Source organism: Streptomyces carminius (genome assembly GCF_002794255.1).
Lineage (GTDB): Bacteria > Actinomycetota > Actinomycetes > Streptomycetales > Streptomycetaceae > Streptomyces > Streptomyces carminius.
Genome location: NZ_PGGW01000069.1, coordinates 103714 through 127786, shown reverse-complemented (window position 1 = coordinate 127786; position 24073 = coordinate 103714). Strand labels below are relative to the sequence as shown.

Below are 24073 nucleotides of genomic sequence, written 5' to 3'. Positions count from 1 at the left end.
GCGCCGGGCGCGCCTCCGGCACACGGCCGGCACGGTGTTCTACTCCCCCGCGTTGCGGGCCAGTTCGAGCGCGTACTTCTCCCACCACGCGCCCGCCTCGGGGCCGCCCTTGCAGGTGCCGTCCGACTCCCCGGGGCGCTTGATCCACAGATAGGCGTCCACCAGTTCCTCGCCGGTGTCCGTCGTCGGCGCCTCGCCCAGTGCCCGGCCCGGCGGATTGCACCAGCTTTCGGCGTCCCCGCCGTCCCCGGCCCCGTCGGCCGGTCCGTTGCCGTTGCGGCTGGTGTCGATCACGAAGTGCTTGCCGCCGAGCAGCGCCGACAACCGCCTGCCGTAGGCGACGTTCTCCCCGGTGGTCCGGTAGTTGGAGACGTTGAGCGCGAAGCCGTCCGCACGGTCGGCACCCGCCCGCCGCAGTGCCCCGGCCATCGCGCCGGGGTCCCGGATCCAGCTCGGGTTGCCCGCGTCCAGGTAGACCGTCGTCCCCGGGAGGTCCTTGAGCCGCCGCACGGTCTCGTTCAGCAGCGCGTACCGCTCCTCGTGGAACTCCCCGGGAGTGCAGCCGTCCAGGACGTGCGGCAGCGCGTCGGGCTCGACGATCACCGTGGCGGACCGGTCCCCGATGCCCTCGGCCACAGCGCCGAGCCAGGCCCGGTAGGCGTCGCCGTCCGCCGCACCCCCCTGCGAGTACTGGCCGCAGTCGCGGTGCGGGATGTTGTAGAGGACCAGCAGGGCGGTGCGGTCCGCCCGCTCCGCGGCCTCGGTGAGCTCTCTGGTCCGCCCCTCGGGATCGTCGGCGCCGATCCACTCGGCGACGGGCTGGGCGGCGATCCGCTCGAGCAGCCCGGCCTCCTCCTCCCGCCCGGCGCGGCGCAGTTCGGCCAGCCGCCGGGCGGCCGTCCCCCCGGGGTCCACCCAGTACGGGACCTGCCCGGCGGGCCGCTGCCCCACCGGGGCCGCCTTCTCCCCGGACCCGTCCGGCCGTTCGGGCGGACTCCCCCCTAAAAGGCCGGAACAGCCCGTGACCAGCACCAGGATCCCCACCGCGGCCCCCCGGGCCGCTCGCCGGAACCGCGCGGCACCGGGCCGTCGGCCGGCCGACAAGCCGTCCATCCACTCCCCCTCGGATCGGCACAAACCGGTCGGGCCATCCTGGCACATTGACAGCTCCCGGATGGGCTGGGAACCTCCGATCGAGCACATCTTCATATCGAGGCGACGGTGCGCAGGAACCCGGTGCGAGTCCGGGACGGTCCCGCCACTGTGACCCGCGGCCCCACGGGCCCGGGGAGTCAGGAACTGACCCGTCGCTTCTCCCGTCAATGGGGCGTGGAAACCCCAGGAGGAGGAAACGCGGATGTCCCCGCACACCGCCGGCACCACGGCAGGCATCCCGGCCGACGGCGCCGCCGTCGCCGACGCCACGGGCCGGGCCCGGGACTGGGCGATCGCCGCAGCCGCGGCCGTCGTCGCGCTCATCGCGCTCTACGCCGTCTTCATGGACAACGGCCAGCTCGTCTCCGCCACCGGCTCGTACCTGCACGAGTTCGCACACGACGGGCGGCACCTGTTCGGTGCCCCCTGCCACTGAGCGGAACCGCATCATGACCGCGGTGACCTCTCAGGATCCTGTCCGGAACCCCGCGGCCCGCACCGCCGACCGTCCCGTACTGCCCCTGCTCAGGCGGGGGCTGGCCGCGGGCGGTCCGGCCGGGCTGGCCGCCGGGCTGTTCTCCCTGCTGCTGGCCGAACCGCTGATGGACCGGGCCATCGCGCAGGAGGCGGAACGGCACGCCCACGCCCACGACGCCACGGGCGTGACGGCCCATCACGAGGAACTGTTCTCGCGCGGCACCCAGCACTTCGGGCTGGTGGTGACCGCGGTGGTCGTCGGGCTGGCGCTGGGCGTGTTCTTCGCCGTCGCCTACGCCCTGCTCCACCGCTCCGGCGCCCTGACCGAGCGGCCCTGGAACAGGTCCCTGCTGCTGGCGGGAGCGGGCTTCACGGCCCTGTCCCTGCTGCCCGGACTGCGCTACCCGGCCAACCCGCCGGGTGTCGGCGACGGCGGCACCGTCCAGGAGCGCCAGGTGCTGTGGCTGGCCGCGCTGGCGGTCGGAGTGCTGGGCATGCTGCTCGCCCGGCAGCTCCACCGGCGACTGGCCGACCGGGAGGCGCCGGTGCGTCAGCTCGCCGTGGCCGGCGTGGTGGTGGCCACGGGTGCGGCGCTGTTCCTGCTGCCGGGCAACCCCGACCCGGTGCCGGTGGACGCCCGGCTGCTGTGGGACTTCCGGATGCTCTCGCTGGCCTCCCACGCCGTGCTGTGGGCGGCCCTGGGCATCGCCTTCGGCCTGCTCGGCCTGCGGGCGGCACGGGCGGCGGGGGCCGGTGGCGCGGCGGGGAAGGGCACCTGAGCCGTCCCCGGCAGTCCCGTCAGTCCTGTCAGCCCCGCCACTCCAGCGCACCGGTGTCCGGCTCCCGCGCGGGCCGGACACCGGTGAGGTAGGCGGAGACCACCAGGTTGGCGGAGTAGGAGCGGCTGTCCCGGTCGAATTCCCCGGTACAGGTGATCAGCCGCAGCTCGGCACGGCCGGGCGACCGGACGCCGTAGACCCGCGCCGGGTCGAAGCCGTCGCGTTCGGCGACCGAGACGTCCTCGGCCGTGAACTCGGCGACCGTGCCGTCCGCGCGGGTCACGTACACCCGGTCACCCGGCCGCACCGACGCCAGCCGGTGGAAGACCGCCGGGCCGCGGTCGGTGTCCACATGGCCCACGAGCAGCGCCGCGCCCTCGGTCCCCGGCTCCGGGCCGTCCCGGTACCAGCCGACCACCCCGGGGGTGTCCATCGGCGGCGGCCGGACCGCGCCGTCGCTGTCCAGGCCCCGTTCGACGATCCGGGCGTGGACACCGGCGGCCTCGATGTCGACGCGCCGCGGCTCGGCCACCGGCAGCGGGGCGCGGGCGGCGGGCAGCGTACGGCCCAAGGCGCCGTCCGCACCGCCGACCGGATCGCCGGCCGGATCGTGCCGGGCGCCGCTGCCCGGGCGCGGATCCGGCGGCGCCACCGCGGCGGGGTCGGACAGTTCCCGCCCCCACAGCCACACGGCGGTCAGCAGCACGGCCCACACCGCCGCGGCCGCCAGCCGGCCGGCGGCGGAGGCGCGCGGCTCCCCGTCCGTGGTCCGGCCGTACCCGCCGTACCCGCCGTACACGGCCGGCCCGGTCAGCCGTCGGTGCCGCGGGTACGGGACCGGCGCCGCGACAGGACCGCCCGCCAGGCCACCACCAGACCGGCCGCGCCCGCCAGGGCGGCGCCCAGGGCGGTGTGGAGGGAGCCGGGCCCGGTGTCCCCGGCGGTGCCGCCGCCACCGGCCGGCACGGGGGCGACCGGGCTCTCGGCGGGGCTCTCGGCGGGGCTCTCGGCGGGACCTTCCGGCAGTCCCGTGGAGGGGCCGGCGGGAGGATCGGCGGAAGGTTCGGTGGAGGGCGCCGCCGACGGGTGGGCGGAGGGCTCACCCGTGGCCCCGTCGCCGTCGCGGCCGCCGGTGGGGCTCACGGTCACCAGACCGGTCAGCCCGGCCCCGGCGCCCTTCCCCGCGCCCTCGCACTCGACGGTGATCCGGTGCTTCCCCGGCTCGACGTCCGAGCGGACGGCCGCCTCCCCGCGCAGTCCGCCGCCGGGCGCGGGTGCCAGCAGCGCGTCGGTGACGAACGCCGCGGAGCGGGCGGTTCCCACCGTTCCCTCGCAGGCGGCGGCCAGCAGTTCCACCTCGCTGCCGGGGCGGGCCCGCCGGGGCTCGACCCGTACCCCCGCCCCGTCGGCCGGGCCCGCGGAGACCCGCGGGTCCCCGGTGCCCGGACTCTCGGCCGCCGCGGCGGGGGCGCCCAGCGCCACGGCGCAGACGGTGAGCGCCGCGGCCAGGGCGCGCGGCGCGGAGCGTACGGTGCCGGACCGTGCGGTACGGACGGTGACCGTGCAGGTGCCCATGTCGAACCTCCGGATCGGTACTCCGAAGATCCGTCGTGCGGCCCCCGGCCGCATCCCGGCACCGGCGGACGCTGCTCCGTTCGGGTAGGGCCGGAGTCGGCTCGCCGGGTGGTGCCGGGCGGGCCCGCCCGGCACCGCTCAGCCCCGGTCAGACCCTCTCGACGAGGTCCGCGATCGAGTCCACGACCGTGGAGGGCCGGAAGGGGTAGCGGTCGATGTCGGCCGTCCCGGTCAGCCCGGTGAGGACGAGGAAGGTCTCCATTCCGGCCTCCAGCCCGGCCAGCACGTCGGTGTCCATCCGGTCGCCGATCATCGCGCTGGACTCGGAGTGCGCGCCTATCACGTTCAGCCCGGCCCGCATCATCAGCGGGTTGGGCTTGCCGACGAAGTACGGCTCGCGCCCGGTCGCCTTGGTGATCAGCGCGGCGACCGATCCGGTGGCCGGCAGCGCGCCCTCGGCGGACGGCCCGGTCTCGTCGGGGTTGGTGGCGATGAACCGCGCCCCGTCGTTGATCAGCCGGATCGCCTTGGTGAGCGCCTCGAAACTGTAGGTGCGGGTCTCGCCGAGGACGACGTAGTCGGGCTCGGTGTCGGTGAGGATGTACCCGATGTCGTGCAGGGCGGTGGTCAGCCCGGCCTCACCGATGACGTACGCCGTGCCGCCCGGCCGCTGGTCGTCCAGGAACTTGGCGGTGGCCAGGGCGGAGGTCCAGATGTTCTCCACCGGCACCTCCAGACCGCCGCGCTTGAGCCGGGCGTGCAGGTCACGGGGCGTGTAGATCGAGTTGTTGGTCAGCACCAGGAACGGCCGGCCGGTCTCCCGCAGCCGCTTGACGAAGGCATCGGCCCCGGGGATCGGCACCCCCTCGTGGACGAGGACGCCGTCCATGTCGGTGAGCCACGACTCGATCGGTTTGCGCTCCGCCATCAGTCACTCCTGCCTGTCGTACGCCTCGGTGGACGCGGCTGCCGCACACCGCTTCGTGCTGCGCCGACCGCCCCAGCGTAGCCACCGCGTACCCGCCCCGGACCGGCCGCCCACCCTTGCCGGACAACGGTCCGCCGGGGGGACGGTGTGCCGCCGTCCGCACCGGATGCGAGGGTGAAACCCATGGACACTGCTTCCCGCCCGCCTTCCCGCCCACTGCGCGTCGGTCTGATCGGCTACGGCCTGGCCGGCGCCGTCTTCCACGCACCGCTGATCGCCGCCACCGACGGGCTCGTCCTGGACACCGTCGTCACCTCCGACCCCGAGCGGCAGCGCCGGGCCCGCGCCGAGCACGGCGAGAACCTGCGCACCGCCGCGGACTCCCGCGAGCTGTTCGACCGGGCCGGCGAACTGGACCTCGTCGTCGTCGCCTCCCCCAACCGCACCCACGTCGAACTGGCCACCCGGGCGCTGGAGGCCGGCCTGGCGGTCGTCGTCGACAAGCCGCTGGCGGCCACCGCCGCCGAGGCCGAGGCGCTGGCCGGGCTGGCCGAGGAGCGCGGACTGCTGCTGTCGGTCTTCCAGAACCGCCGCTGGGACGCCGACTTCCGCACCCTGCGCCGGCTGCTGGAGCAGGGCGAACTGGGCGAGGTGTGGCGCTTCGAGTCCCGCTTCGAGCGGTGGCGTCCCGCCCTGAAGGGCGGCTGGCGCGAGTCCGGAGACCCGGCCGAGGCCGGCGGTCTGCTGTACGACCTGGGCAGCCACCTGGTGGACCAGGCGCTCGTCCTGTTCGGCCCGGTGGAGTCCGTGTACGCCGAGTCCGACGCCCGCCGCCCCGGCTCCGAGACCGACGACGACACCTTCCTCGCCCTGCGCCACACCGGCGGGGTCCGCTCCCATCTGTGGATGAGCGCCACCGCCGCCCGGCTCGGCCCCCGCATGCGGGTGCTGGGCAGCCGGGCCGCCTACGTCAAGCACGGCCTCGACCCGCAGGAGGACGCGCTGCGCGCGGGCGCCCGGCCGGTGGCCGGGGCCCGGTGGGGCGTGGAGCCGGAGACGGCGTGGGGCGTGCTGGGCGCGGGCGAGGAGACGCGCCCGGTGCCGTCCCTCGACGGCGACTACCCCGCGTACTACGCGGCCGTCGCCGCGGCTCTCCGGGGCGGCACCGCGCCCCCGGTCACCGCCCGGGAGGCGGCCGGCGCCCTGCGCGTGCTGGAGGCGGCCCGCGTGTCGGCCGCCGAGGGCCGGACCGTCCGGCTCGCGGCCCCGGACCGGGACCCGGCCCCCGGCCGGTCCTGAGTACCGACCGGAACCCCGGCCGGAACCGTCGCGCGGGAACCGGCCCCCGGCCGCCGCGAGAACGGCCGGGGGCCGGTTCCGGTCGCCACCGGGTGGGACGTCCCCGGGAGCGGACCGGTGCGCGGCGGTGGGTCCATGACCGCGGCCGCGTCCCGGCCGTACGCCGCCGGCCGTGTGGGCGACCCCGGCGTACACCCTGGAGGACGGGGGCGGCGGCCGGCGGGTTCACCGGCCGCCGGGGGTTTCTCCGGCCGGGCTCCGGCAGGTCAGGTCAGGTCCGTTCGGATCCGGTCAGGTCAGGCCCGTTCCGTCCGCGCCGAGCAGTTCGGCCTCGTCGAGGCTCTCGCCCCGGGAGGGGACCCCCTCCGGCACCGGCCGGCCGTAGTCGCGCAGCTCGTACGTCTCGGTACCGCCGTCGCCCTTCCGCGTCAGCCGCACCGGGCGGGGCTCGCCGTCGAGCGCGACGAACAGCGTGGTCGCGCCGCCCTCGGAGGTGCCCGTCACCGGCACGGCCCGCACGCCGCCGACCTCGGTGGGCGATCCCTTGGTGAGCGTGTCGGACTCCAGGACGGCGGCGATGAGCTCCCCGGTCAGCAGGGTCAGGTCGCACAGCAGCGCGACCTGGCCGTACACCGCCTCGTCCGGGTCCGCCGGTCCCCTGATGTAGCGGCCGCCGAGCAGTTCCCGCTTGGCCCTGGCGCTGTCCCCGGCCTCGCCGATGAACTCCCAGTAGGCGTCGTTCGGCCGCACCCAGACCGTGCCGCCGCGCCGCACCAGCCGTGCCGCGCCGTCCCCGCCGTCCCCGCCGTCCCCGCCGTCCCCGCCGCCGAACATCGTCCCGGCGCAGTTGCCCCGGTCGTCGGCGGTGAGGTCGGCCGTCCCGACGTCCGGGGTCCGTACGACCGCCCGCAGCGAGGGGGTGTCCGCCAGCACCTTTCCGGCCCGCTCGGCGATACGGCGCGGGCCGAGCTCCGCCACACCGTTCGCCCCGGCCGCCCCGGCCGCCTCCGCCGTCCGGGGCGCGCCGCCGCCCTCCTCCTGGCCGGCGCCGCCGCACCCGGCGGCGCCCGCGAGGAGAAGGCAGGCCGTCACGGCGATCGGCAGGTGTCCGCGCATCCAGTGCTCTCTTTCCGGGGGCGGGCCGCCGGATCAGCCGGGGAGCACCGCCGGTACGTACGGGGCGCCGCCCGGCAGCGGCGGGAAGCCGCTGTACGGGTGCCCGTCCTCCCGCCGGTTCCTCCGCCGGGCGGGTGCCCGGCGGCCGGCCCCGGTGCGGGGCCGGCCGGAGCGCAGCACTGTCCATGCCCTGGCCACCGTGCTCCGGCCGGCGTGCGCGCCGCGGGCCGTGTGGGCGGCCGGCGGCGTGCAACCGGGATGACGAGGGCGTCCGCCGGCGGGTTCACCGCGCGCCGCGGCGCTGCCCGCCCGTACCACGGGGGCTGCCCTCCCGGGCACCGGCAGGGCGGCCCCCTTCCGCGGTGCGGACGCGTCAGCCGCCCAGCACGTGGGTCGCGGTGTGGATCGCCAGGCCCGCCAGGGCGCCCACCACCGTGCCGTTGATCCGGATGAACTGCAGGTCCCGGCCGATGTTCGCCTCGATCTTGCGGGAGGTGTGCTCGGCGTCCCAGCTCTCCACCGTCTCGGTGATCAGCGAGGTGATCTCGTGGCGGTAGGTGGTGACGACGTGCGCCGCCGCCCCCTCGATCCAGCCGTCGACCTTGCCCCGCAGCCCGCCGTCCGCCGACAGCCGCTTGCCCAGCGACAGCACCGAGGCGCGCACCCGCAGCCGCAGCGCGCTGCGCTCGTCCTCGGCCGCCGCGACGACCATGGCCCGTACCGAGGCCCAGGCGGAACCGATCAGTTCCTGCACCTCGTCCCGGGAGATCAGCTCCGACTTGAGCCGCTCCACCCGGGCCCGGGTCTCGGGGTCGTTCTGCAGGTCGCCGGCGAAGTCCCGCAGGAAGCGGTCCAGCGCGCCGCGCGCCGGGTGGTCGGGCATGTCCCGCATCTCGCCGGTGAAGCGCAGCAGCTCCCGGTAGACGCGCTCACCGACCTTGCGGTCCACGAAGCGCGGCGTCCAGCCCGGGGCGCCGCCGGCGACCGCCTCCATCACCGAGTCCTGGTGCCGGACCAGCCAGTCGTAGGCCCGTGCGCACACCAGGTCCACGATCCGGCGGTGTCCGCCGTCGGCGACGATCCGCTCCAGCATCCGGCCCAGGCCGGGCGCGATCTCCCGGGCGTGGGCGCGCCGGGTGATCGCCTCGCCCACCACGGCCTGCACGTCGTTGTCCCGCAGTACGGTCAGCGCCCCGCGCAGCGCGGTCGCCAGTTCGGCCGTGATCCGGTCGGCGTGGTCGGGCCGGTCGAGCCAGGTGCCCAGCCTGCTGCCGATGCCCACCGCGCGCAGCCGCCGCCGTACGATCTCCTCGGCCAGGAAGTTGTCGCCGACGAAGTCCCCGAGGCTGCGGCCGAGCTGGTCCTTCTTCGTCGGGATGATCGCGGTGTGCGGGATCGGCAGCCCCAGGGGACGCTTGAACAGCGCGGTCACCGCGAACCAGTCCGCCAGCGCGCCCACCATGCCCGCCTCGGCGGCGGCCGCCACATAGCCCGCCCAGGCGCCCGCCCCGCGGTTCTCCGCCCAGGTGGCCAGCGCGAACACCAGTGCCGCCACCAGCAGCGCGCCGGTGGCGATGGCCTTCATCCGGCGCACCCCGCGCTGCTTCTCCTCGTCGGCCGCCGTGAAGGCCGCCGGGTCGAACACCGGCCGGCCGCCCGGGGGCCTTCCCGGTGCGCCGCCCGCCGTCCCGGCCGTCGTGCCGTCCGCCGTCCGTGCCTCCGGCGCGGTGCGCGCGGGGCCGCCGTCCGTCCTCGTCCGTTCCATGCTCCACCCGTTCCCCGTCCCCGGCGCAATTGTCGCAGGGAACCGCTCCCGGAACGCAAAGGCAACGTTCGGGGCGCCCCGGGCGTCTGTCGAGGCGGGCGGGGTTCCACGGCGCGACGGGCACACGGCGTACGGGCGGGCGCCGTCCACCGGCTCATGGCTTCACGGGCCCGGCAGGGGCCCGGAGGGGGGACCGCACCGTGTACGACCGAGGGCGCCCGGGGACACCGCCGGGGGCCGGGCGCGCCATGGCCCGGCGTACGGGATACCCGCTGCTGGCGGGACTGGCGGCCGTCGCGGTCCTGGTCTCCGCGGCGATCTTCGTCGGTGCCGGCGGCGGGCCGGCCGCCTCCGGCACCGGTACCCCGCGCGCCGGCACCACGGTGGCGCCGGTGGCCTCCGGCACCTGGGTCGGCGCCTGGTCCGCCGCCCCGGTGTCCGCCGAGCCGGGCGCCCCCGAGGGCCACCCGGACGCCTCCCTGCGGAACGTGGTGCACCTCTCGGCCGGCGGAAGCGCCGCCCGGGTGCGCGTCTCCAACCTGTTCGGCACCCGTCCGCTGGTCCTCGCCCACGCCACCGTCGCCCTGGCCGCGGCGCCCGGCGGACCGGCCGCCGTACCCGGCACCGTGCGCCGTCTGACCTTCGGCACCCACCCGGAGGTGACCGTCCCGGCCGGGGCGGAGCTCACCAGCGACGCGGTACGGCTGGACGTACCCGCCGACACCGACCTGCTCGTCACCCTCCACACACCCGCCGCCTCCGGACCCGTCACCCATCACCGCTTCGCCCGGCAGACCGGCTATCTGGCCCGCGGCGACCGGGCCGCCGACGTCTCCGGCGCCGCCTACACCGAACGGACCGCCCACTGGCGCTACGTCACCGCCGTGGACGTGTGGACGGACCGGGCCGAGGGCGCCGTGGTGGTGCTCGGCGACTCCATCACCGACGGCATCACCGCGACCTTCGGCGCCGACCACCGCTGGACCGACTTCCTCGCCGACCGGCTGCGCACCGAGCCCGGCGCCCCCCGCTACGCCGTCCTCAACCAGGGCATCAGCGGCAACCGGATCCTGCGCGGCGCCCCGCGCGGCTCCCCCGCCAACGGGCCCGCCGCCCTGACCCGGCTGGAGCGGGACGTGCTCTCCCACAGCGGCGCCGAGGTCCTGATCGTCCAGCTCGGCGTCAACGACATCCTCAAGACGCCGCACCGGACCGATCCGGCCCGGATCGCCGACGGCCTGGCGGAGCTGGCCCGGCGCGCCCAGCGGCACGGACTGCGGGTGGTCGGGACGACTCTGCTGCCGTTCGGCGGTCACCCGAAGCACTCCGCGCGGCTGGAGGCCGTACGGCGGGAGGTCAACGACCGCGTCCGCCGCGGCGACGCCGGCTTCGACGCGGTCGTCGACCTCGACGCCGCCCTGCGCGACCCCGGCCGTCCGGAGCGGCTGCGCCCCGCCTACGACTCGGGCGACCACGTCCACCCCAACGACGCCGGTTTCCGCGCGATGGCCGACGCGGTGGACCCGGCGCTGCTCGGCGCGGCCCCGCCGCACGGCGGGTCACGGGCCGGGGTACGGGCGGCCGCGGAGCAGGCGGGGCACTGAGACGGGCCCCGGGGACCGCTCGTCACCGGCCGCCGGGCCCGGCCCGTCCCCCGCGCCGCTTCCGCCCGTTCCCGGGCCCCGCCCGGCGGCAGGCGGTCACTCGGCCGGTGGGCGGACCGGGGTGTCGGTCTCCTCCCCGCCGCGGCGGAGCACGCTGATCATCCCGTTGGGTTCCAGGTAGGCCAGATGGACCTGCGCCGGATCATGGACACCGTGCAGCCGCAGCCGGCTGAGCACCTCCTCGGTGGACATGAACTCCCGCCGCATCAGCGGGCGGTTCAGCCGGCCGTCCCGGATCAGCGGGCGCGGCCTGGCCTTCACCACCGCGGCGAACCGGGGGAACCGGTACGCCGCGGCGTCCACGGCCAGACTGCACACGAGGATCGTGGCGACCAGCACGAGGCCGTCGGTCACCGACCGGGAGCCGCCGCCGAGACCGCCCGAGACGGCCTGCGCGACCAGGACGACGATCAGCACGTCGGTGAGTCCCAGGCCGCCGGACTCGCGCTGTCCCGCGGCACGCGGCATGAACAGCAGCGCCAGGTAGACCACCGCGCCCCGGACGACGGTCTCCGCGAGCGGCGCGTCGAGAACGAACATCTCCATCAGATCGGACATGCCGCCCGGTCTACCGCCCCGGGGGCCGGGCAGGCCGGTCCCCGGCGTCCGCGACACGCGGCCGGGCGCTCCCGCGGGAGCCGTCAGCGCAGCGGGTCGAAGGGCGCCAGCTCGGCGGGCTCCCGGCCGGTGGCCACCCGCTCCGCGAGCAGCCGGCCCGTCACCGGCCCCAGGGTGACGCCCCACATGCCGTGCCCGCCCGCGGCGAAGACCCGCGGCGAACGGGTGACGCCGATCAGCGGCAGGCCGTCGGCGGTGCACGGCCGGGAGCCGACCCACTCGTCCCGGCGCGCGTCCAGGTCGGCACCCCGCAGCAGGGGCCGCGCGGCGTCCGTGACGGCCTTGATCCGGCGGCCGTCCAGCGGTGCGCCGGGACGGCGGAACTCCATCATCCCCGCGACCCGCAGCCGGTCGCCCAGCGGTGTGCAGGCCACCCGCTGGGCGGGGAAGTAGACCGGCCCGGCCGGTTCCCGCTCCACCGGGACGCTGAAGCTGTAGCCGCGCCCGGCCTGCACGACGCGGCGGATGCCGAACCGCGCGCCCAGCTCGCCCAGCCACACCCCGCCGGCCAGGACGACCGCGTCGAAGCGCGCGGAGGTCCCGTCGGACAGCTCGACCGCCACGCCGCCGGACCGGTGGTGCACCCCGGTCACCGCCGCGCCCGCGCGGATCTCGCCGCCGCGGGCCCGGACGGAGTCGGCCAGTGCGTGCGCGAACGCGCCCGGGTCGATGTAGCGCTGCCCGTGCAGCCGGACCGCCGCGCCGATCTCCGGCGACAGGGCCGGCTCCGCCTCGCGGGCCGCCTCGCCGTCGAGGACGTCGTGGTCGACGTCCTGGCCCGCGGCGCGCAGCTGCGCGAGCTCCTCCAGCAGGCCGGTGCGCTCGCGCGCGGTGCGGTACGCCGCGACGAAGGACTTGGCCTCGACCGTCGGCGCCGCCACCCCGCCCGCGGCCAGCAGGTCGAAGCTCTCCAGGGCCATGCGGTTGACGGGGACGAGCGCGGCCATCGCCCGCCGCCACCGGGCGGCGGTGCTGTGCAGGGCGAAACCGGCCAGGAACCTCAGCAGCCGGGGGCTGGCGCTGGGCGGGACGTAGACCGGCGAGGCCGGGCTGAGCACCGCGCGCAGCCCGTACCGCAGGACGGCGGGCTCGGGCAGCGGGGCGACCAGTCCCGGGGTGAGCCACCCGGCGTTGCCCCACGAGGCCCCGGCGGCCACCCCCTCCCGGTCGTAGACCGTGACCTCCACCCCGTGCTCCCGCAGGAACCAGGCGGTGGACAGTCCGACCATGCCGGCACCGACGACGGCGACCCGGTCCGGGCGCGCACCGGAAGCAGCGGAAGTCATGACGGACGCCTCTCTCTCGGTCCCCTCGGCCCCTTCGGCCGGAGTCCCTCCGATGGTGGGCGCGGTACGGGCGGGCGTCTTTGTGCCGGGAGCACCGTCCGGGCGGAGGATCTGGTTCCCGGCGCACAGAACGGCGGGGCAGGATGGGGGCATGCGCGTCCTCTCCGCGGCCCCGCCGGCGGGCCGCCGTACCGCCGCTCCCGCCGGCACCGCCGCCGCCCCCGGCACCGTTCCCGCTTCCGCCGCCGTCCGGGGCCTGCCGTGATCACCGCCGTCGACCTGGCGGAGTCCCTGGGTCCCGGGCTGCTCCGGGTGGTCGTCCCGGGCCGGGGGACGGAGGTCCACGACATCGTCCTGGCCGAACCGGACGACAGCACGGGCCGGCCCGGCGAACTCGTCCTCGGCACCGGTCTGGCCGGCCCCGAGGCGGCCGCCGGCCTGCTGCGGCGGGTGGCGGCGGCCGGGGCGGCGGGCGTCGTGCTGCGCGACCCCCCGGCCGCGGACCCCCGGGTCGTCCGCACCGCCCGCGACCTGGACACGGCCCTGATCGAGCTCGGCCGGCACACCTCCTGGACCCATCTGGTGTGGCTGCTGCGGGGCATGGTCGACCGCGCCCCGGCCCCGGACACGGCGGTCCCGGAGGTACGGGGGACGCACCACGACCTGTTCGCGCTGGCCGACACCGCCGCGAAGATCGCCGACGCCCCGGTGACGATCGAGGACGCCCACTCCCGGGTCCTGGCCCACTCCGCCCGCCAGGACACCGCCGACGCGGCACGGATGTCGACCATCGTGGGACGGCGGGTGCCCCCGCAGCTCCTCGCCCACTACCGCGCGGCCGGGGTCTTCCGCAGACTGGCCCGCTCCGACGACCCCGTCATGGCCCCCGCCGGGCCGGACGGGACCCTGCCCCGGCTGGTCGTCCCGGTCCGGGCCGGTGACGAGTGGCTCGGCTCCGTCTGGGTGGTGGCCCGGCGGCCCGTACCGGCCGACCGGGTGCGCGAGCTCACCGGCCTCACCTCCGTCCTCGCCCTCCAGCTGCTCCGGCTGCGCGCGGAGGCCGACATCGCGCGGCGGCTGACGGCCGGCGCCCTGCGCACGGCGCTGCGCGGCGGCACCCCGGAAACCGGCGGGCCCGCCGGCGGCCCTCCCGGGGGCACACCCGCGCTTCCCGCCGGGCCGTGGCGGGTGGTGCGGCTGGCCGACCCCGGCCAGGCACCGGACCCGCGGCTGCGACTGGAGGTGTGGGAGTCGGTCGCACGCCGGTTCGGCTGGCACCAGCCGCTGCTCACCGACCTCGACGGCCTCCTGTTCGCCGTGGTCACCGACCCCCCGCGGGGCGGGCCGCCGGGCGGTGAGCCCGGCTCGCTGGACTGGCTGGGACAGTTGCTCGCCCGGACCCGCGCACCCGGCTCCGGCCCGCACGCGGCGGCGGGCGGACTCGCCCGCTCACCGGCCGAACTGCCGCGCTCCCGGGCCGAGGCGGAAGAACTCGGCCGGCTGCTCACCGCGGGACGACTGAACCGCGACCGCGACCGCGACAGGGACCGCGACGGCGAGGACGGCGAGGACCGCGAGAGCCCGGCGGACGCGCTGGTCACCCTGGAGGACGCCTGGGACGCCGTCGTACTCGAACGGGCCCGCGCCGCGGTCGCGGCCGGCCCCGGCCTCCCCGGCAACCCGCTCACGGCCCTGCGGGACCACGACCGGGAACACGGCACCTCCCACCTGCCCACCCTGGCCGCCTGGCTGGACCACTACGGCGATCCGCGGCGGGCCGCCCGCGCCCTGCGGATCCACCCCAACACCCTGCGCTACCGGCTGCGCGGAATCGGCGAGGTGGCGCCCGTGGACCTCTCCTCGCCCCGGCTGCGCCTCGCCCTGCGGCTGCAGCTCGCCGCCTGGGAGTGACGGGCCCCGGGGCGGGCGGGCCGGGGCCCGGAGGGCTGGTGGGCGGCGGGCCTCCCCTTCAACCCGCCGGAACCTCCCCGGCGGCCTCCCCCGCGCGTTCCCCCGCCGTTCCCCGGGCCGCCGCTCCCCGCTCGTACATCCGCGCGATGACGTCCTCGATGTCCGGCTCCCGCACCGACAGGTCCACCAGCGAGTACTCCGCCGCGATCCGCGCCACCAGCGGCGCCGCGCTCGCGTCCGCCGGGAAGGCCAGCCACTGGCGCGGCCCCTCGACCCGCACCGTCCGCGCCCCCTCGATCCGGACCGGCGGCGCCTCCCGCGCCAGGTCCACCACCAGCGTGCGCTCACCGCCGCCCACCCGGTGCAGGCCCGCCAGGGAGCCGTCGTACACCAGACGGCCGTGGTCGATGACCATCACCCGGTCGCACAACTGCTCGATGTCGGTCAGGTCATGGGTGGTCAGCAGCACCGTCACCCCGCGCTCGGCGTTGACCTGCCGCAGGAAGGACCGCACCCGCGCCTTGCTGACCACGTCCAGCCCGATCGTCGGCTCGTCCAGGTAGAGCACCTCCGGGTCGTGCAGCAGGGCCGCGGCGATGTCCCCGCGCATCCGCTGCCCCAGCGACAGCTGCCGCACGGGGACGTCCAGCAGGCCGTCCAGCTCCAGCAGCTCCACGCACCGCTCCAGGTTCTCCCGCCAGCGCGCCCCGGGCACCCGGTACATCCGCCGCGCCAGGGCGTACGAGTCGCGCAGCGGCAGGTCCCACCACAGGGTGGTGCGCTGCCCGAACACCACTCCCATCCGCCGCGCCAGCCGGGTGCGCTCCCGGGACGGATCGACGCCCGCCACCCGGATCCGGCCGCCGCTCGGTGTCAGCACCCCCGTCAGCATCTTGATCGTGGTGGACTTCCCCGCCCCGTTCGGCCCGATGTAACCGACCATCGCGCCGCGCGGCACCCGGAAGGAGATCCCGTCCACGGCCCGCACCTCGCGCACCTCACGGCGCCGGCCGCGGCCGGTGCGCCGCCGCACCCGGAAGACCTTCTCCACACCCGCCAGCTCGATGAAGCCGTCCCCGGCACCGCCCACCGCGTCCACCCCGTCCGTCCGGTCCACCCTCGTCAGCTCCCCGTGCTCCGATAACCGCGCAGCGCCGCCCGCCACACCAGCCCGGCCGGCACCCAGCACAGCAGCGCCACCGCCGGCGAGGCGAAGTCCACCCACCCCGGCAGCCCCAGCGGATCGTCCCGGCCCAGCATCCGCAGCGCCGGCAGCCAGTTCACGAAGGCCAGCGGCACCACGAACGTCACCCCGCGCACCAGCTCCTGGGCGAAGACCGCCGGCGGGTACTGGAGCAGGACGTTGCCGCCGTAGGTGAAGGCGTTCTGCACCTCCGAGGCGTCCTGCGCCCAGAACTGGAACGCCGCCCCCGCCACCATCACCGCCCCGAAGATCGCCGCCCCGCTCACCACCGTCACCACCAACAGCACCGCCCGGCCGGGCGTCCAGTCCACCTCCACCCGCGTCAGCGACCAGCCCAGCACTCCCAGCCCCTGCGCGACCCGCCCCAGCCGGCGCAGCGCGAAACGGTCCGCCGCCAGCTGGGCCAGCACCGGTGCCGGACGGACCAGCAGCGTGTCCACCGTCCCGTCCCGCACCCGGGAACCGATCCGCTGCAGCGAGCCCAGCAGCAGGTCGGCGGTCCCGAACGCGACCCCCGCCGTCCCGTACAGGAACGCCACCTCCGCGAAGGAGAACCCGGCGAGCACGTCGACATGCGAGAACATGATCATCACGCTGACGAACTCCAGGCCGGTCACCAGCAGGTTCCCGACCGCCATCAGCGCGAAGGACGCCCGGTAGGCCATCGTCGAGCGCACCCACATCGCCACGATCAGGCCGTACGCCCGCGCACCCGTCCACAGCAGGCCCGGCCGCCCCCACCGGCCGGACCGTACGTCCTCAGCCACCCTGCACCACCACCCTGCGCGTGGCGGCCGACTGCACCACCCGGCCCAGCGCCAGCAGCACCGCCGCCCAGCAGCCCTGGAACGCCAGCGCCGCCACCAGGGACACCCCCCGGTGCTCCCCCAGCAGGACATCGGCCGGCACCTGGAGCATCGCCGCCCACGGCAGCACCCGCACCACCTCGCCGAACCCACCGGGGAACACCGTCAGCGGCAGCAACTGCCCCGACAGGAACACGCACAGCAGCGCGCTGATCAGATTCACCCCCGAGCCGTCCAGCAGCCAGAACGCGGCCAGCGCCACCAGATAGCGCACCGCGAAGCCCACCAGCAGGCCCAGCAGCACCGACAGCCCGAACGCCGCCCACACCAGCGGATCGGCCGGCAGCGCCAGCGGGAAGACCAGCGCCCCGCAGGTCATCGGCACCACCCCCCGCCCCAGCACCTGGAACGCCGCCCGCCCCAGATCCGTCGCCAGCCACCACAACTGGAGATCCACCGGGCGGTACAGATCCACCACCACATCACCCGAACGGATGCGCTCCTGGAGCTCCTCCTGGAATCCCCCGCCCATCAGCGCCAGCGCCGCCAGCAGCGCCTGCCCCGTCCACACGAACGTCAGCGCCTGCGCCTGGTCGTAACCGCCCAGCGCGGGCCGCTCGTTCCACAGCGCGATGAAGGTGGCGGAGAGGATGAAACCGAAGACGGTGTTGGTGAACACCCCGGCGGCGGTCGCCACCCGATAGGTGGCATGACGGCGGAAACCACCGCCCGCGACCGCGAGACAGAGACGTGCGACACGCACTGAACGGCCCCCCGGGCGTCGTCGGCGGCGGCTCCCGGGTCTCTTCGCCCTCCCGGGTGGTGGCGGAGCGTGAGAGCTTAGCCACCCGAAGGCGGCACCGGCCAGCCATTTGGAGGCGCCACCGGGTCCCGGCCGTACCCCCTCCGCCCCGCTCCGCACCGCCACAGGTGTGACCTGGCCTCGCTGACCGCGACAGATGATGCAAAAGTGTCCTACGGCTACTTAACCGACAAAATCATCCAAATCACCACGGTGACAGGACCCGACAAGGAGCCCGCGGCCATGAGTGAGAGCGAGGAGCCACCCGGCGAGGAGCCGCCCGGCGACGAGCACCCGCGACGCGGCGGCCTGGAACGGCTGCTGCCCACCGGAAGAAAGGGACGGATCGCCTTCGGCACCGCCGCACTGACCGCCCTGCTGGCCTCCGGCGGACTGCTCACGGGCTACCTGCTCGTGGACATCCCCGACCCCAACGCCGTGGCGGCCGCCCAGAACAACGTCTACCTCTACTCCGACGGCACCCAGTTCGCCCGCGACGGCGAGGTCAACCGGCAGAAGGTGGAACTCGACGACGTCCCCGAGACCACCCGCCGGGCCGTACTCGCCGCCGAGGACCGCAACTTCTACCACCAGTCGGCCATCGACGTCACCGCCATGATCCGCGCCGGCTGGAACATGCTCCAGGGCGAGGGCAAGCAGTCCGGCTCCACCATCACCCAGCAGTACGTCAAGAACTACTACCTGGGCCAGGAGCAGACCCTCACCCGCAAGACCAAGGAACTCTTCATCGCCCTCAAGCTCGACCACCGGGTCAGCAAGGACGAGATCCTGACCGGCTACCTCAACACCAGCTACTTCGGCCGCAACTCCTACGGCATCCAGGCCGCCGCCCAGGCCTACTACGACAAGCACGCCTCCGAACTCACCACCGCCGAGGGCGCCTACCTCGCCGCCCTCCTCAACTCCCCCAACCTCTACGACGTCGCCGCCCACCCCGACAACCGGGACCGCGCCGTCGCCCGCTGGCAGTACGTCCTGAACGGCATGGTCGAGGAGGGCTGGCTCGAGCCCGCCGAACGCGACGCCATGAAATTCCCCGAACCCCGCCCCACCAAGCGCCCCACGGCCCTGTCCGGCCAGCGCGGCTACCTCGTCGAAGCCGTCAACACCCACCTCGTCGAACGCGGCATCCTCGACAAACGGCAACTGGCCCGGGGCGGTCTGCGGATCACCACCACCATCGACCGCGCCCGGCAGGACGCCCTCGTCGACGCCGTCGAGAAGGAACTGCTCTCCCACCTCGACGACGAACGCGAGGTCGACCACTACGTCCGCGCCGGCGCCACCTCCATCGAACCCGGCACCGGCCAGGTCGTCGCCATGTACGGCGGCATCGGCTACACGAAGCAGTACGTCAACAACGCCACCCGCCGCGACTACCAGGCCGGCTCCACCTTCAAGCCCATCGTCTACGCCGCCGCCGTCCACCACCGGGCCAGGACCCGCGGCGGCGACCTCATCGGCCCCGACACCACCTACGACGGCACCAGCGGACGCACCGTCATCGGCGCCGACGGCCCCACCGACTGGGCACCCCACAACCAGGACCACGCCAGCTTCGGCAGCATCACCGTCACCAGGGGCATGCAGAAGTCCGTCAACGCCGTCTTCGCCCAGATGGGCGCCGACGTCGGCCCCGAGAAGGTCAAGAAGACCGCCGTCGCCCTCGGCCTCTCCCCGAACACCCCCAACATGGCCGAATCCCACGCCTCCGTCTCCCTGGGCACCGCCACCCCCAGCACCCTCGACATGGCCCAGGCCTACGCGACCCTCGCCAACCACGGCAAACGCGTCGACCACACCTTCGTCACGAAGATCACCCGCAACGGCGAGAACATCCCCGTCCCCGAACCCGACACCACCCAGGCCGTCTCCCGCCAGGCCGCCGACTCCACCACCGCCGTACTGCGCGAGGTCGTCAAGTCCGGCACCGGCAGCCGCGCCGGCGCCCTGGGCCGCCCCGCCGCCGGCAAGACCGGCACCGCGGAGGAGAACGAGGCCGCCTGGTTCGCCGGCTACACCCCCGACCTGGCCACCGTCGTCACCATCATGGGCCAGGACCCCGAGACCGGCGTCCACAAGTCCCTGTACGGCGCCGCCGGAATGCCCCGCATCAACGGCTCCGACTTCCCCACCCTGACCTGGACCCGGTACACCGCCCAGGCCCTGCGGGGCACCCCGGCGAAGAAGTTCGACCTCAAGCTCGGCAAACACAGGATGCCCGGCGCCACACCCAGCGCCTCCCCCGACGAGGACACCGCACCGGAGGAGCAGTCCCCCCGGGACACCGACTCCGCGACCCCGGCCGCCGCCCCGGGGGACGACGAGGAGCAGGACCGCGAGCAGGACCGCGAGCAGGACGAGAAGAACAGGGAGAAGGAGAAAGCCGACAAGAAGCAGGACCGGGACGACACCGACCGGCGGAAGCAGGACGGCGACACCGACCGGAAGCACCCGGCCGAGGAGAAGAAGCCGGACGGCGACAAGGCCGGCGACAGGGACAGGGAAGCGGACAAGGCCAGGGAAGCGGACAGGGCCGAGGAGGCAGACAGGAAGAAGAAGGAGAAGGAAGCAGCGGCGGAGGAGAAGCGGAGGGAGAGGGAGACCTCCCGGGACGACGAGGCCGGGAGCGGCCCCGCCCGGAAGTCCCCCAGCCCCACGCCCAGCCCCACCACCCCGTAACGGCACAGCCGAACAGCGCGGGCCGGCCGCGGACGTACACCCGTCCGCGGCCGGCCCGCGCCCGTCCGGAAGGCCCGGAAGCCGCCGTGCGCCCCGGCCGACCGCCGCGGACCGACTACAGGTACAGCCCGGTGGAGTCCTCCGACCCCTGCAGCCGCTCGGCCGCCACCGCGTGCAGATCACGCTCGCGCATCAGCACGTACGCGACCCCCCGCACCTCGACCTCGGCACGGTCCGCGGGATCGAACAGCACCCGGTCACCGGGCTCCACCGTCCGCACGTTCTGCCCGACGGCGACCACCTCGGCCCAGTTCAGCCTGCGACCGACCGCCGCCGTGGCGGGAATGACGATGCCGCCGGAGGAACGGCGCTCGCCCTCCGGAATGTCGGTACGCACCAGCACCCGGTCGTGCAGCATCCGGATGGGCAGCTTGTCGTGGTGGGGCGTCTGGGAACTCACACCACGACCGTATCCCAGCCCGCGCTCCGGCCTCTCACCGGCGCCGACCCCGACGCCGGACCGAGACCACCACCAGCCCGGCCACCCCGACCGCCAGCAGCGCCACCGGCACCACCCGCCCCGGCCGCAGCCGGCCCTCCTCGTCCGTGAACCTCGCCCGTACATCGGACACCGTGCGGTTCACCGCGACATACGCCCGGCCCGCCGTACGGTCCACCGTCGCGGCCGCACGCGCCTTCACATCACCGGCGATCGTCTTCGGGTGCACCCGCACCGCCAGCTCGTCCAGCGTCTCGGCGAGCTCCTGCCGCCTGCGGACGATGTCCGACTCGATCTCCGCGGGAGTTCTGGCTTCCGACACCGCGCGCCTCCGTTGTCTCATCCGTCTCATCAGCCCCACCCGGGCTGCCCCGTACCGCAAAACGGCTACCCGACAGTCTGACAGCTACTTATCACCCGATGCCCCACGCCACCCCCGCCAGACATCCTGACTAGGCTGCGGAACGACATCGGCCTGTACACCCCCGCACACCCCGCACCGAGGAGCCCCGGATGAGCGAGCGACTCCAGCCCGGCGACACCGCCCCCGCCTTCACCCTCCCCGACGCCGACGGGAAACCCGTCTCGCTCGCCGACCACGCCGGCCGCAAGGTCGTCGTCTACTTCTACCCGGCCGCCCTCACCCCGGGCTGCACCAAGCAGGCCTGCGACTTCACCGACAACCTCGGCCTCCTCGCGGACTCGGGTTACGAGGTGATCGGCGTCTCCCCCGACAAGCCCGAGAAGCTGGCGAAGTTCCGCGAGAAGGAGGACCTGGAGGTCACCCTCCTGAGTGACCCGGAGAAGAAGGTCCTGGAGGCGTACGGCGCCTTCGGCGAGAAGAAGCTGTACGGCAAGACCGTCACGGGCGTCATCCGGTCCACGGTGATCGTGGACGAGGAGGGGAAGGTCGAGCGGGCCCTCTACAACGTCCGGGCCACCGGCCATGTCGCCAAGCTCATCAAGGACCTCGCGCTCTGATCCCTGCGCCCCTCCCCCTGTTCCTCACCCGACCGGCGTAACCGTCCGTCACCGGACTCGTTGACCAGTACGAGTCCGCGACGAACGACCGAACGACCACCGACCGCCCGCGGACCGGTCGCCAGGTGACAGGGGGAAGGGATGGCCACCACCGGCTACACCCGGGAACAACTCGCCGACGCCGTGGCCCGCTCCTCCACATGGGTCGAACTCATGCGCACCCTGGGCTTCAAGGCCAGTGGAGGGAGACGCCGCGTCCTCCAGAGGCTCGTGGCCGAATACGGCATCGACACCGGCCACTTCAAACGACAGAGCTCCGGGCAGAAGTACACCGACGCGGCGCTCGCCGAAGCCGTCGCGAGTTCGACCACCCTCCGCGAAGTCGTGACCAGGCTCGGCGTGGCCCCCGCGACGGGGACGCTCTCCCACATCCGGCGCCGTATCGCCGCCGCCGGTATCGACACCAGTCACCTTCCGGCACTCAACCGTTCGCGGGTGGAGTTGCCTCTGACACCCGAGGAAGTAAGGAAGGCCGCCGGCTCGGCAACCAGCGTCCGATCGCTGGCGCGTTCTCTTGGTATCCCCGACGACGGCAGATCGCGTGCCGCGCTGCGCCGCATGCTCGCCGAACTGGATGTCGACGTATCGCACTTCTCTCACGCACGCGTCACCATTTCCGAGGCACCGCTCCGCGCGGCTGTCTCGAACAGTACGAGTTATGCCGATGTCATGCGCTTCCTGGGGCTTCCGGTCAACGACGCGAGCCACCGGCGGGTGCACCGGCAAGTACTCCGACTTGAATTGGACACCTCGCATTTCAAGCGGCGTACTCGGCGTGAAATCCGCCCGAGGCGACCGAAACGGATCGCCGGCGAAGTCCTGCGCGTACATCCTGCAGATGCCCCTCGTATGAACCACGCCCGGCTGCGCAGAGCCCTGGAGGAGAGCGGTGTACCGTACCGATGCGCCGGCTGCGGCAACCCCGGCGAGTGGCGCGAGACCGTGATGACTCTCCACATCGATCACATCAACGGAGACTGGCACGACAACCGTCTCGAGAATCTGCGCTATCTGTGCCCGAACTGCCATGCGGTCACCAACACATGGTGCCGGAGACGGAGAGGACTCGGAGCATCCCGCTGAAACCGAACCGTCCGCCGGAGCCTCGGGAGCCCAGTAGGATGAGTGCGGTCCGGCGGCCGTGATGGAACTGGCAGTCATGCTGGGTTTAGGTCCCAGTGGGAGAAATCCCGTGTGGGTTCGAATCCCACCGGCCGCACCAGCCTTGGTTTCGAAGGCCCGGCTCATCGAGCCGGGCCTTCGGCGTTCTCCACGGGAATATCGGGCGGGTGGGCGGATGTCGACGGCACCCGGCCCCGGGGGGGCATCCCTCAGCCCAGCAGCTCCCTGATCACCGGCGCCAGTGCGCGGAACGCCTGCCCCCGGTGGCTGATGGCGTTCTTCTCCTCCGGGCTGAGCTCCGCGCAGGTGCGCCGCTCGCCGTCGGGCTGGAGGACCGGGTCGTAGCCGAAGCCGCCGCTGCCGGCGGGGGTGCGGCGGAGGGTGCCGGGGAGGCGGCCCTCGACGGCGCGTTCGGTGCCGTCGGGCAGGGCCAGGGCCGCGGCGCAGGCGAAGTGGGCGGTGCGGTGCGGGTCTTCGATGTCGGCGAGCTGGGCGAGGAGGAGGTCGAGGTTGGCCTTGTCGTCGCCGTGCCGTCCGCACCAGCGGGCGGAGAAGATGCCGGGCGCGCCGCCGAGGATGTCGACGCACAGGCCGGAGTCGTCGGCGACGGCGGGGACTCCGGTGGCCTGGGCGAGGGTGCGGGCCTTGAGGAGGGCGTTCTCGGCGAAGGTGGTGCCGGTCTCCTTCACGTCCGGGACCTCGGGGTAGGCGTCGGCGCCGACCAGGGCGAGGTCCAGTCCGGCGGCGGAGAGGATGGCCTCCAGTTCGCGGACCTTGTGGGTGTTGCGGGTGGCGAGGATCAGGCGCTGGCTCATGGGGAACGATTATCCCGGTCCGGCCGGGCCCATCCCTTCGGCCGCCCCGCCCTTCTGACGGGGCGGCGGACCGGCGGGCGCGTCAGCCCGGCGAGCAGACCTGGGTGAGTTCGTCGGCGGCGCCGGCGATGGGGGCGACGTCGGGCACCTTGCCCTGGTCGACGGAGGTCCGGGCGTTGTCCACGGCCTGCTGGAGGTCTTCGGCGACCTTGCCGATGTCGGGGTTGTCGGTGCTGTCGAGGATCTTGTCGAGGTTCTCGTCGATGCGGTCCAGGGAGCGGTCGACCTCGGCCGGGTTCTCGACGCCGTCGTTGACGGCCTGCTGGAGCGCGTCGGCGCTGTCGACGACGACCACGGCGGTGTTGGCGCAGTCCAGCGCGTTCTCGACGGCGCTGCAGCCCAGCAGGGGGAGGGCGAGGGCCACGGGGGTGAGGGCGGCGAGTGCTGTCCGGCGCACGGGCTGGCGGCGCATGGGCTCCCTTTCGGTTTCCTGGGCCGGTCCGGGTGG

Annotated in this window: 23 protein-coding genes, 1 tRNA gene and 1 riboswitch; of the genes, 9 read left to right on the top strand and 15 right to left on the bottom strand. The window is 74.7% G+C overall.

The window, feature by feature from the left end:
* Window positions 1-39 precede the first annotated feature (39 nt).
* A complete protein-coding gene (locus CUT44_RS27620) occupies window positions 40-1113 on the bottom strand; it encodes a glycoside hydrolase family 6 protein (RefSeq protein WP_100204696.1) in 1074 nt (357 codons plus the stop codon).
* An 89-nt stretch (window positions 1114-1202) separates the two neighbouring features.
* A riboswitch (cobalamin riboswitch) is annotated at window positions 1203-1323 on the top strand.
* A gap of 34 nt (window positions 1324-1357) precedes the next feature.
* Between CUT44_RS27620 and CUT44_RS27615 the strand changes: the two genes are divergently transcribed.
* On the top strand, window positions 1358-1591 hold the full coding sequence (locus tag CUT44_RS27615) for a CbtB domain-containing protein (protein WP_100204695.1): 234 nt from the start codon (window positions 1358-1360) through the stop codon (window positions 1589-1591).
* Between the two features lie 13 nt (window positions 1592-1604).
* The gene (locus tag CUT44_RS27610; protein WP_100204694.1) at window positions 1605-2411 is read left to right on the top strand and encodes a CbtA family protein; all 807 of its coding nucleotides are present in this window, start codon (window positions 1605-1607) and stop codon (window positions 2409-2411) included.
* Window positions 2412-2439: 28 nt separating this feature from the next.
* Here CUT44_RS27610 and CUT44_RS27605 read toward each other — a convergent pair whose 3' ends face one another.
* From CUT44_RS27605 to CUT44_RS27595, 3 genes are all read right to left on the bottom strand, one after another.
* Window positions 2440-3210, bottom strand: coding sequence for a class F sortase (locus tag CUT44_RS27605; protein ID WP_233221709.1), 771 nt, complete (start codon window positions 3208-3210; stop codon window positions 2440-2442).
* An 11-nt stretch (window positions 3211-3221) separates the two neighbouring features.
* On the bottom strand, window positions 3222-3986 hold the full coding sequence (locus CUT44_RS27600; RefSeq protein WP_233221708.1) for a hypothetical protein: 765 nt from the start codon (window positions 3984-3986) through the stop codon (window positions 3222-3224).
* A gap of 148 nt (window positions 3987-4134) precedes the next feature.
* Complete coding sequence (locus tag CUT44_RS27595; RefSeq protein ID WP_100204693.1) at window positions 4135-4914, bottom strand: HAD-IIA family hydrolase; 780 nt, start codon at window positions 4912-4914, stop codon at window positions 4135-4137.
* A gap of 183 nt (window positions 4915-5097) precedes the next feature.
* Between CUT44_RS27595 and CUT44_RS27590 the strand changes: the two genes are divergently transcribed.
* Complete coding sequence (locus CUT44_RS27590; RefSeq protein WP_100204692.1) at window positions 5098-6213, top strand: Gfo/Idh/MocA family oxidoreductase; 1116 nt, start codon at window positions 5098-5100, stop codon at window positions 6211-6213.
* A gap of 291 nt (window positions 6214-6504) precedes the next feature.
* On the opposite strand, the gene CUT44_RS27585 is transcribed toward CUT44_RS27590, so the two are convergent.
* Together CUT44_RS27585 and CUT44_RS27580 are read right to left on the bottom strand one after the other, a co-directional pair.
* Window positions 6505-7329: a hypothetical protein gene (locus CUT44_RS27585; RefSeq protein WP_100204691.1), complete on the bottom strand. Its 825-nt coding sequence runs from the start codon at window positions 7327-7329 to the stop codon at window positions 6505-6507.
* Between the two features lie 373 nt (window positions 7330-7702).
* Entirely contained in the window at window positions 7703-9094 is a 1392-nt protein-coding gene (locus tag CUT44_RS27580) for a DUF445 domain-containing protein (protein WP_199185861.1), read from the bottom strand.
* A 248-nt stretch (window positions 9095-9342) separates the two neighbouring features.
* On the opposite strand from CUT44_RS27580, the gene CUT44_RS27575 reads away from it, so the two are divergent.
* The gene (locus tag CUT44_RS27575) at window positions 9343-10698 is read left to right on the top strand and encodes an SGNH/GDSL hydrolase family protein (RefSeq protein ID WP_100204690.1); all 1356 of its coding nucleotides are present in this window, start codon (window positions 9343-9345) and stop codon (window positions 10696-10698) included.
* Between the two features lie 96 nt (window positions 10699-10794).
* Here the strand turns inward: CUT44_RS27575 and CUT44_RS27570 are convergent, their stop codons facing one another.
* Window positions 10795-11316: a DUF421 domain-containing protein gene (locus tag CUT44_RS27570; RefSeq protein ID WP_199185860.1), complete on the bottom strand. Its 522-nt coding sequence runs from the start codon at window positions 11314-11316 to the stop codon at window positions 10795-10797.
* Between the two features lie 83 nt (window positions 11317-11399).
* Window positions 11400-12662: an NAD(P)/FAD-dependent oxidoreductase gene (locus tag CUT44_RS27565; protein ID WP_100204689.1), complete on the bottom strand. Its 1263-nt coding sequence runs from the start codon at window positions 12660-12662 to the stop codon at window positions 11400-11402.
* 261 nt (window positions 12663-12923) lie between these two features.
* Here CUT44_RS27565 and CUT44_RS27560 point away from each other — a divergent pair, with 261 nt between their 5' ends.
* Window positions 12924-14573, top strand: coding sequence for a helix-turn-helix domain-containing protein (locus CUT44_RS27560; RefSeq protein ID WP_100204688.1), 1650 nt, complete (start codon window positions 12924-12926; stop codon window positions 14571-14573).
* Window positions 14574-14631: 58 nt separating this feature from the next.
* Here CUT44_RS27560 and CUT44_RS27555 read toward each other — a convergent pair whose 3' ends face one another.
* From CUT44_RS27555 to CUT44_RS27545, 3 genes are all read right to left on the bottom strand, one after another.
* Window positions 14632-15690 (bottom strand): ABC transporter ATP-binding protein, encoded by a 1059-nt coding sequence (locus CUT44_RS27555; RefSeq protein ID WP_100204687.1) that lies wholly within the window; start codon window positions 15688-15690, stop codon window positions 14632-14634.
* 5 nt (window positions 15691-15695) lie between these two features.
* Window positions 15696-16460, bottom strand: coding sequence for an ABC transporter permease (locus CUT44_RS27550; RefSeq protein WP_100205223.1), 765 nt, complete (start codon window positions 16458-16460; stop codon window positions 15696-15698).
* Between the two features lie 76 nt (window positions 16461-16536).
* The gene (locus CUT44_RS27545) at window positions 16537-17346 is read right to left on the bottom strand and encodes an ABC transporter permease (protein ID WP_100204686.1); all 810 of its coding nucleotides are present in this window, start codon (window positions 17344-17346) and stop codon (window positions 16537-16539) included.
* A gap of 282 nt (window positions 17347-17628) precedes the next feature.
* On the opposite strand from CUT44_RS27545, the gene CUT44_RS27540 reads away from it, so the two are divergent.
* Window positions 17629-20088 (top strand): transglycosylase domain-containing protein, encoded by a 2460-nt coding sequence (locus CUT44_RS27540; protein ID WP_100204685.1) that lies wholly within the window; start codon window positions 17629-17631, stop codon window positions 20086-20088.
* 115 nt (window positions 20089-20203) lie between these two features.
* Here the strand turns inward: CUT44_RS27540 and CUT44_RS27535 are convergent, their stop codons facing one another.
* Both CUT44_RS27535 and CUT44_RS27530 read right to left on the bottom strand, forming a co-directional pair.
* On the bottom strand, window positions 20204-20506 hold the full coding sequence (locus CUT44_RS27535; RefSeq protein WP_093655608.1) for a GroES family chaperonin: 303 nt from the start codon (window positions 20504-20506) through the stop codon (window positions 20204-20206).
* 76 nt (window positions 20507-20582) lie between these two features.
* Entirely contained in the window at window positions 20583-20909 is a 327-nt protein-coding gene (locus CUT44_RS27530) for a DUF3618 domain-containing protein (protein WP_100204684.1), read from the bottom strand.
* Window positions 20910-21100: 191 nt separating this feature from the next.
* Between CUT44_RS27530 and bcp the strand changes: the two genes are divergently transcribed.
* The 3 genes from bcp (at window position 21101) to CUT44_RS27515 (ending at window position 22850) form a co-directional block, all read left to right on the top strand.
* On the top strand, window positions 21101-21568 hold the full coding sequence (bcp, locus tag CUT44_RS27525; RefSeq protein ID WP_100204683.1) for a thioredoxin-dependent thiol peroxidase: 468 nt from the start codon (window positions 21101-21103) through the stop codon (window positions 21566-21568).
* A gap of 141 nt (window positions 21569-21709) precedes the next feature.
* A complete protein-coding gene (locus tag CUT44_RS27520) occupies window positions 21710-22711 on the top strand; it encodes an HNH endonuclease signature motif containing protein (protein ID WP_100204682.1) in 1002 nt (333 codons plus the stop codon).
* 52 nt (window positions 22712-22763) lie between these two features.
* A tRNA-Leu gene (locus CUT44_RS27515) sits at window positions 22764-22850 on the top strand.
* 109 nt (window positions 22851-22959) lie between these two features.
* On the opposite strand, the gene rdgB is transcribed toward CUT44_RS27515, so the two are convergent.
* Window positions 22960-23565, bottom strand: coding sequence for an RdgB/HAM1 family non-canonical purine NTP pyrophosphatase (gene rdgB, locus CUT44_RS27510; protein ID WP_100204681.1), 606 nt, complete (start codon window positions 23563-23565; stop codon window positions 22960-22962).
* Between the two features lie 82 nt (window positions 23566-23647).
* Window positions 23648-24037 (bottom strand): hypothetical protein, encoded by a 390-nt coding sequence (locus CUT44_RS27505; protein WP_100204680.1) that lies wholly within the window; start codon window positions 24035-24037, stop codon window positions 23648-23650.
* Between the last annotated feature and the right edge of the window lie 36 nt (window positions 24038-24073).

Coding starts and splice junctions, on each gene's coding strand:
- CUT44_RS27590 (WP_100204692.1), top strand. CDS start 5,098: ATGGACACTGCTTCCCGCCCGCCTTCCCGCCCACTGCGCGTCGGTCTG.
- CUT44_RS27550 (WP_100205223.1), bottom strand. CDS start 16,460: ATGTGGGTGCGCTCGACGATGGCCTACCGGGCGTCCTTCGCGCTGATG.
- CUT44_RS27585 (WP_100204691.1), bottom strand. CDS start 7,329: ATGCGCGGACACCTGCCGATCGCCGTGACGGCCTGCCTTCTCCTCGCG.
- CUT44_RS27520 (WP_100204682.1), top strand. CDS start 21,710: ATGGCCACCACCGGCTACACCCGGGAACAACTCGCCGACGCCGTGGCC.
- bcp (WP_100204683.1), top strand. CDS start 21,101: ATGAGCGAGCGACTCCAGCCCGGCGACACCGCCCCCGCCTTCACCCTC.
- CUT44_RS27575 (WP_100204690.1), top strand. CDS start 9,343: ATGGCCCGGCGTACGGGATACCCGCTGCTGGCGGGACTGGCGGCCGTC.
- CUT44_RS27600 (WP_233221708.1), bottom strand. CDS start 3,986: ATGGGCACCTGCACGGTCACCGTCCGTACCGCACGGTCCGGCACCGTA.
- CUT44_RS27540 (WP_100204685.1), top strand. CDS start 17,629: ATGAGTGAGAGCGAGGAGCCACCCGGCGAGGAGCCGCCCGGCGACGAG.
- CUT44_RS27615 (WP_100204695.1), top strand. CDS start 1,358: ATGTCCCCGCACACCGCCGGCACCACGGCAGGCATCCCGGCCGACGGC.
- CUT44_RS27595 (WP_100204693.1), bottom strand. CDS start 4,914: ATGGCGGAGCGCAAACCGATCGAGTCGTGGCTCACCGACATGGACGGC.
- CUT44_RS27580 (WP_199185861.1), bottom strand. CDS start 9,094: ATGGAACGGACGAGGACGGACGGCGGCCCCGCGCGCACCGCGCCGGAG.
- CUT44_RS27610 (WP_100204694.1), top strand. CDS start 1,605: ATGACCGCGGTGACCTCTCAGGATCCTGTCCGGAACCCCGCGGCCCGC.
- rdgB (WP_100204681.1), bottom strand. CDS start 23,565: ATGAGCCAGCGCCTGATCCTCGCCACCCGCAACACCCACAAGGTCCGC.
- CUT44_RS27620 (WP_100204696.1), bottom strand. CDS start 1,113: ATGGACGGCTTGTCGGCCGGCCGACGGCCCGGTGCCGCGCGGTTCCGG.
- CUT44_RS27565 (WP_100204689.1), bottom strand. CDS start 12,662: ATGACTTCCGCTGCTTCCGGTGCGCGCCCGGACCGGGTCGCCGTCGTC.
- CUT44_RS27505 (WP_100204680.1), bottom strand. CDS start 24,037: ATGCGCCGCCAGCCCGTGCGCCGGACAGCACTCGCCGCCCTCACCCCC.
- CUT44_RS27535 (WP_093655608.1), bottom strand. CDS start 20,506: ATGCTGCACGACCGGGTGCTGGTGCGTACCGACATTCCGGAGGGCGAG.
- CUT44_RS27570 (WP_199185860.1), bottom strand. CDS start 11,316: ATGTCCGATCTGATGGAGATGTTCGTTCTCGACGCGCCGCTCGCGGAG.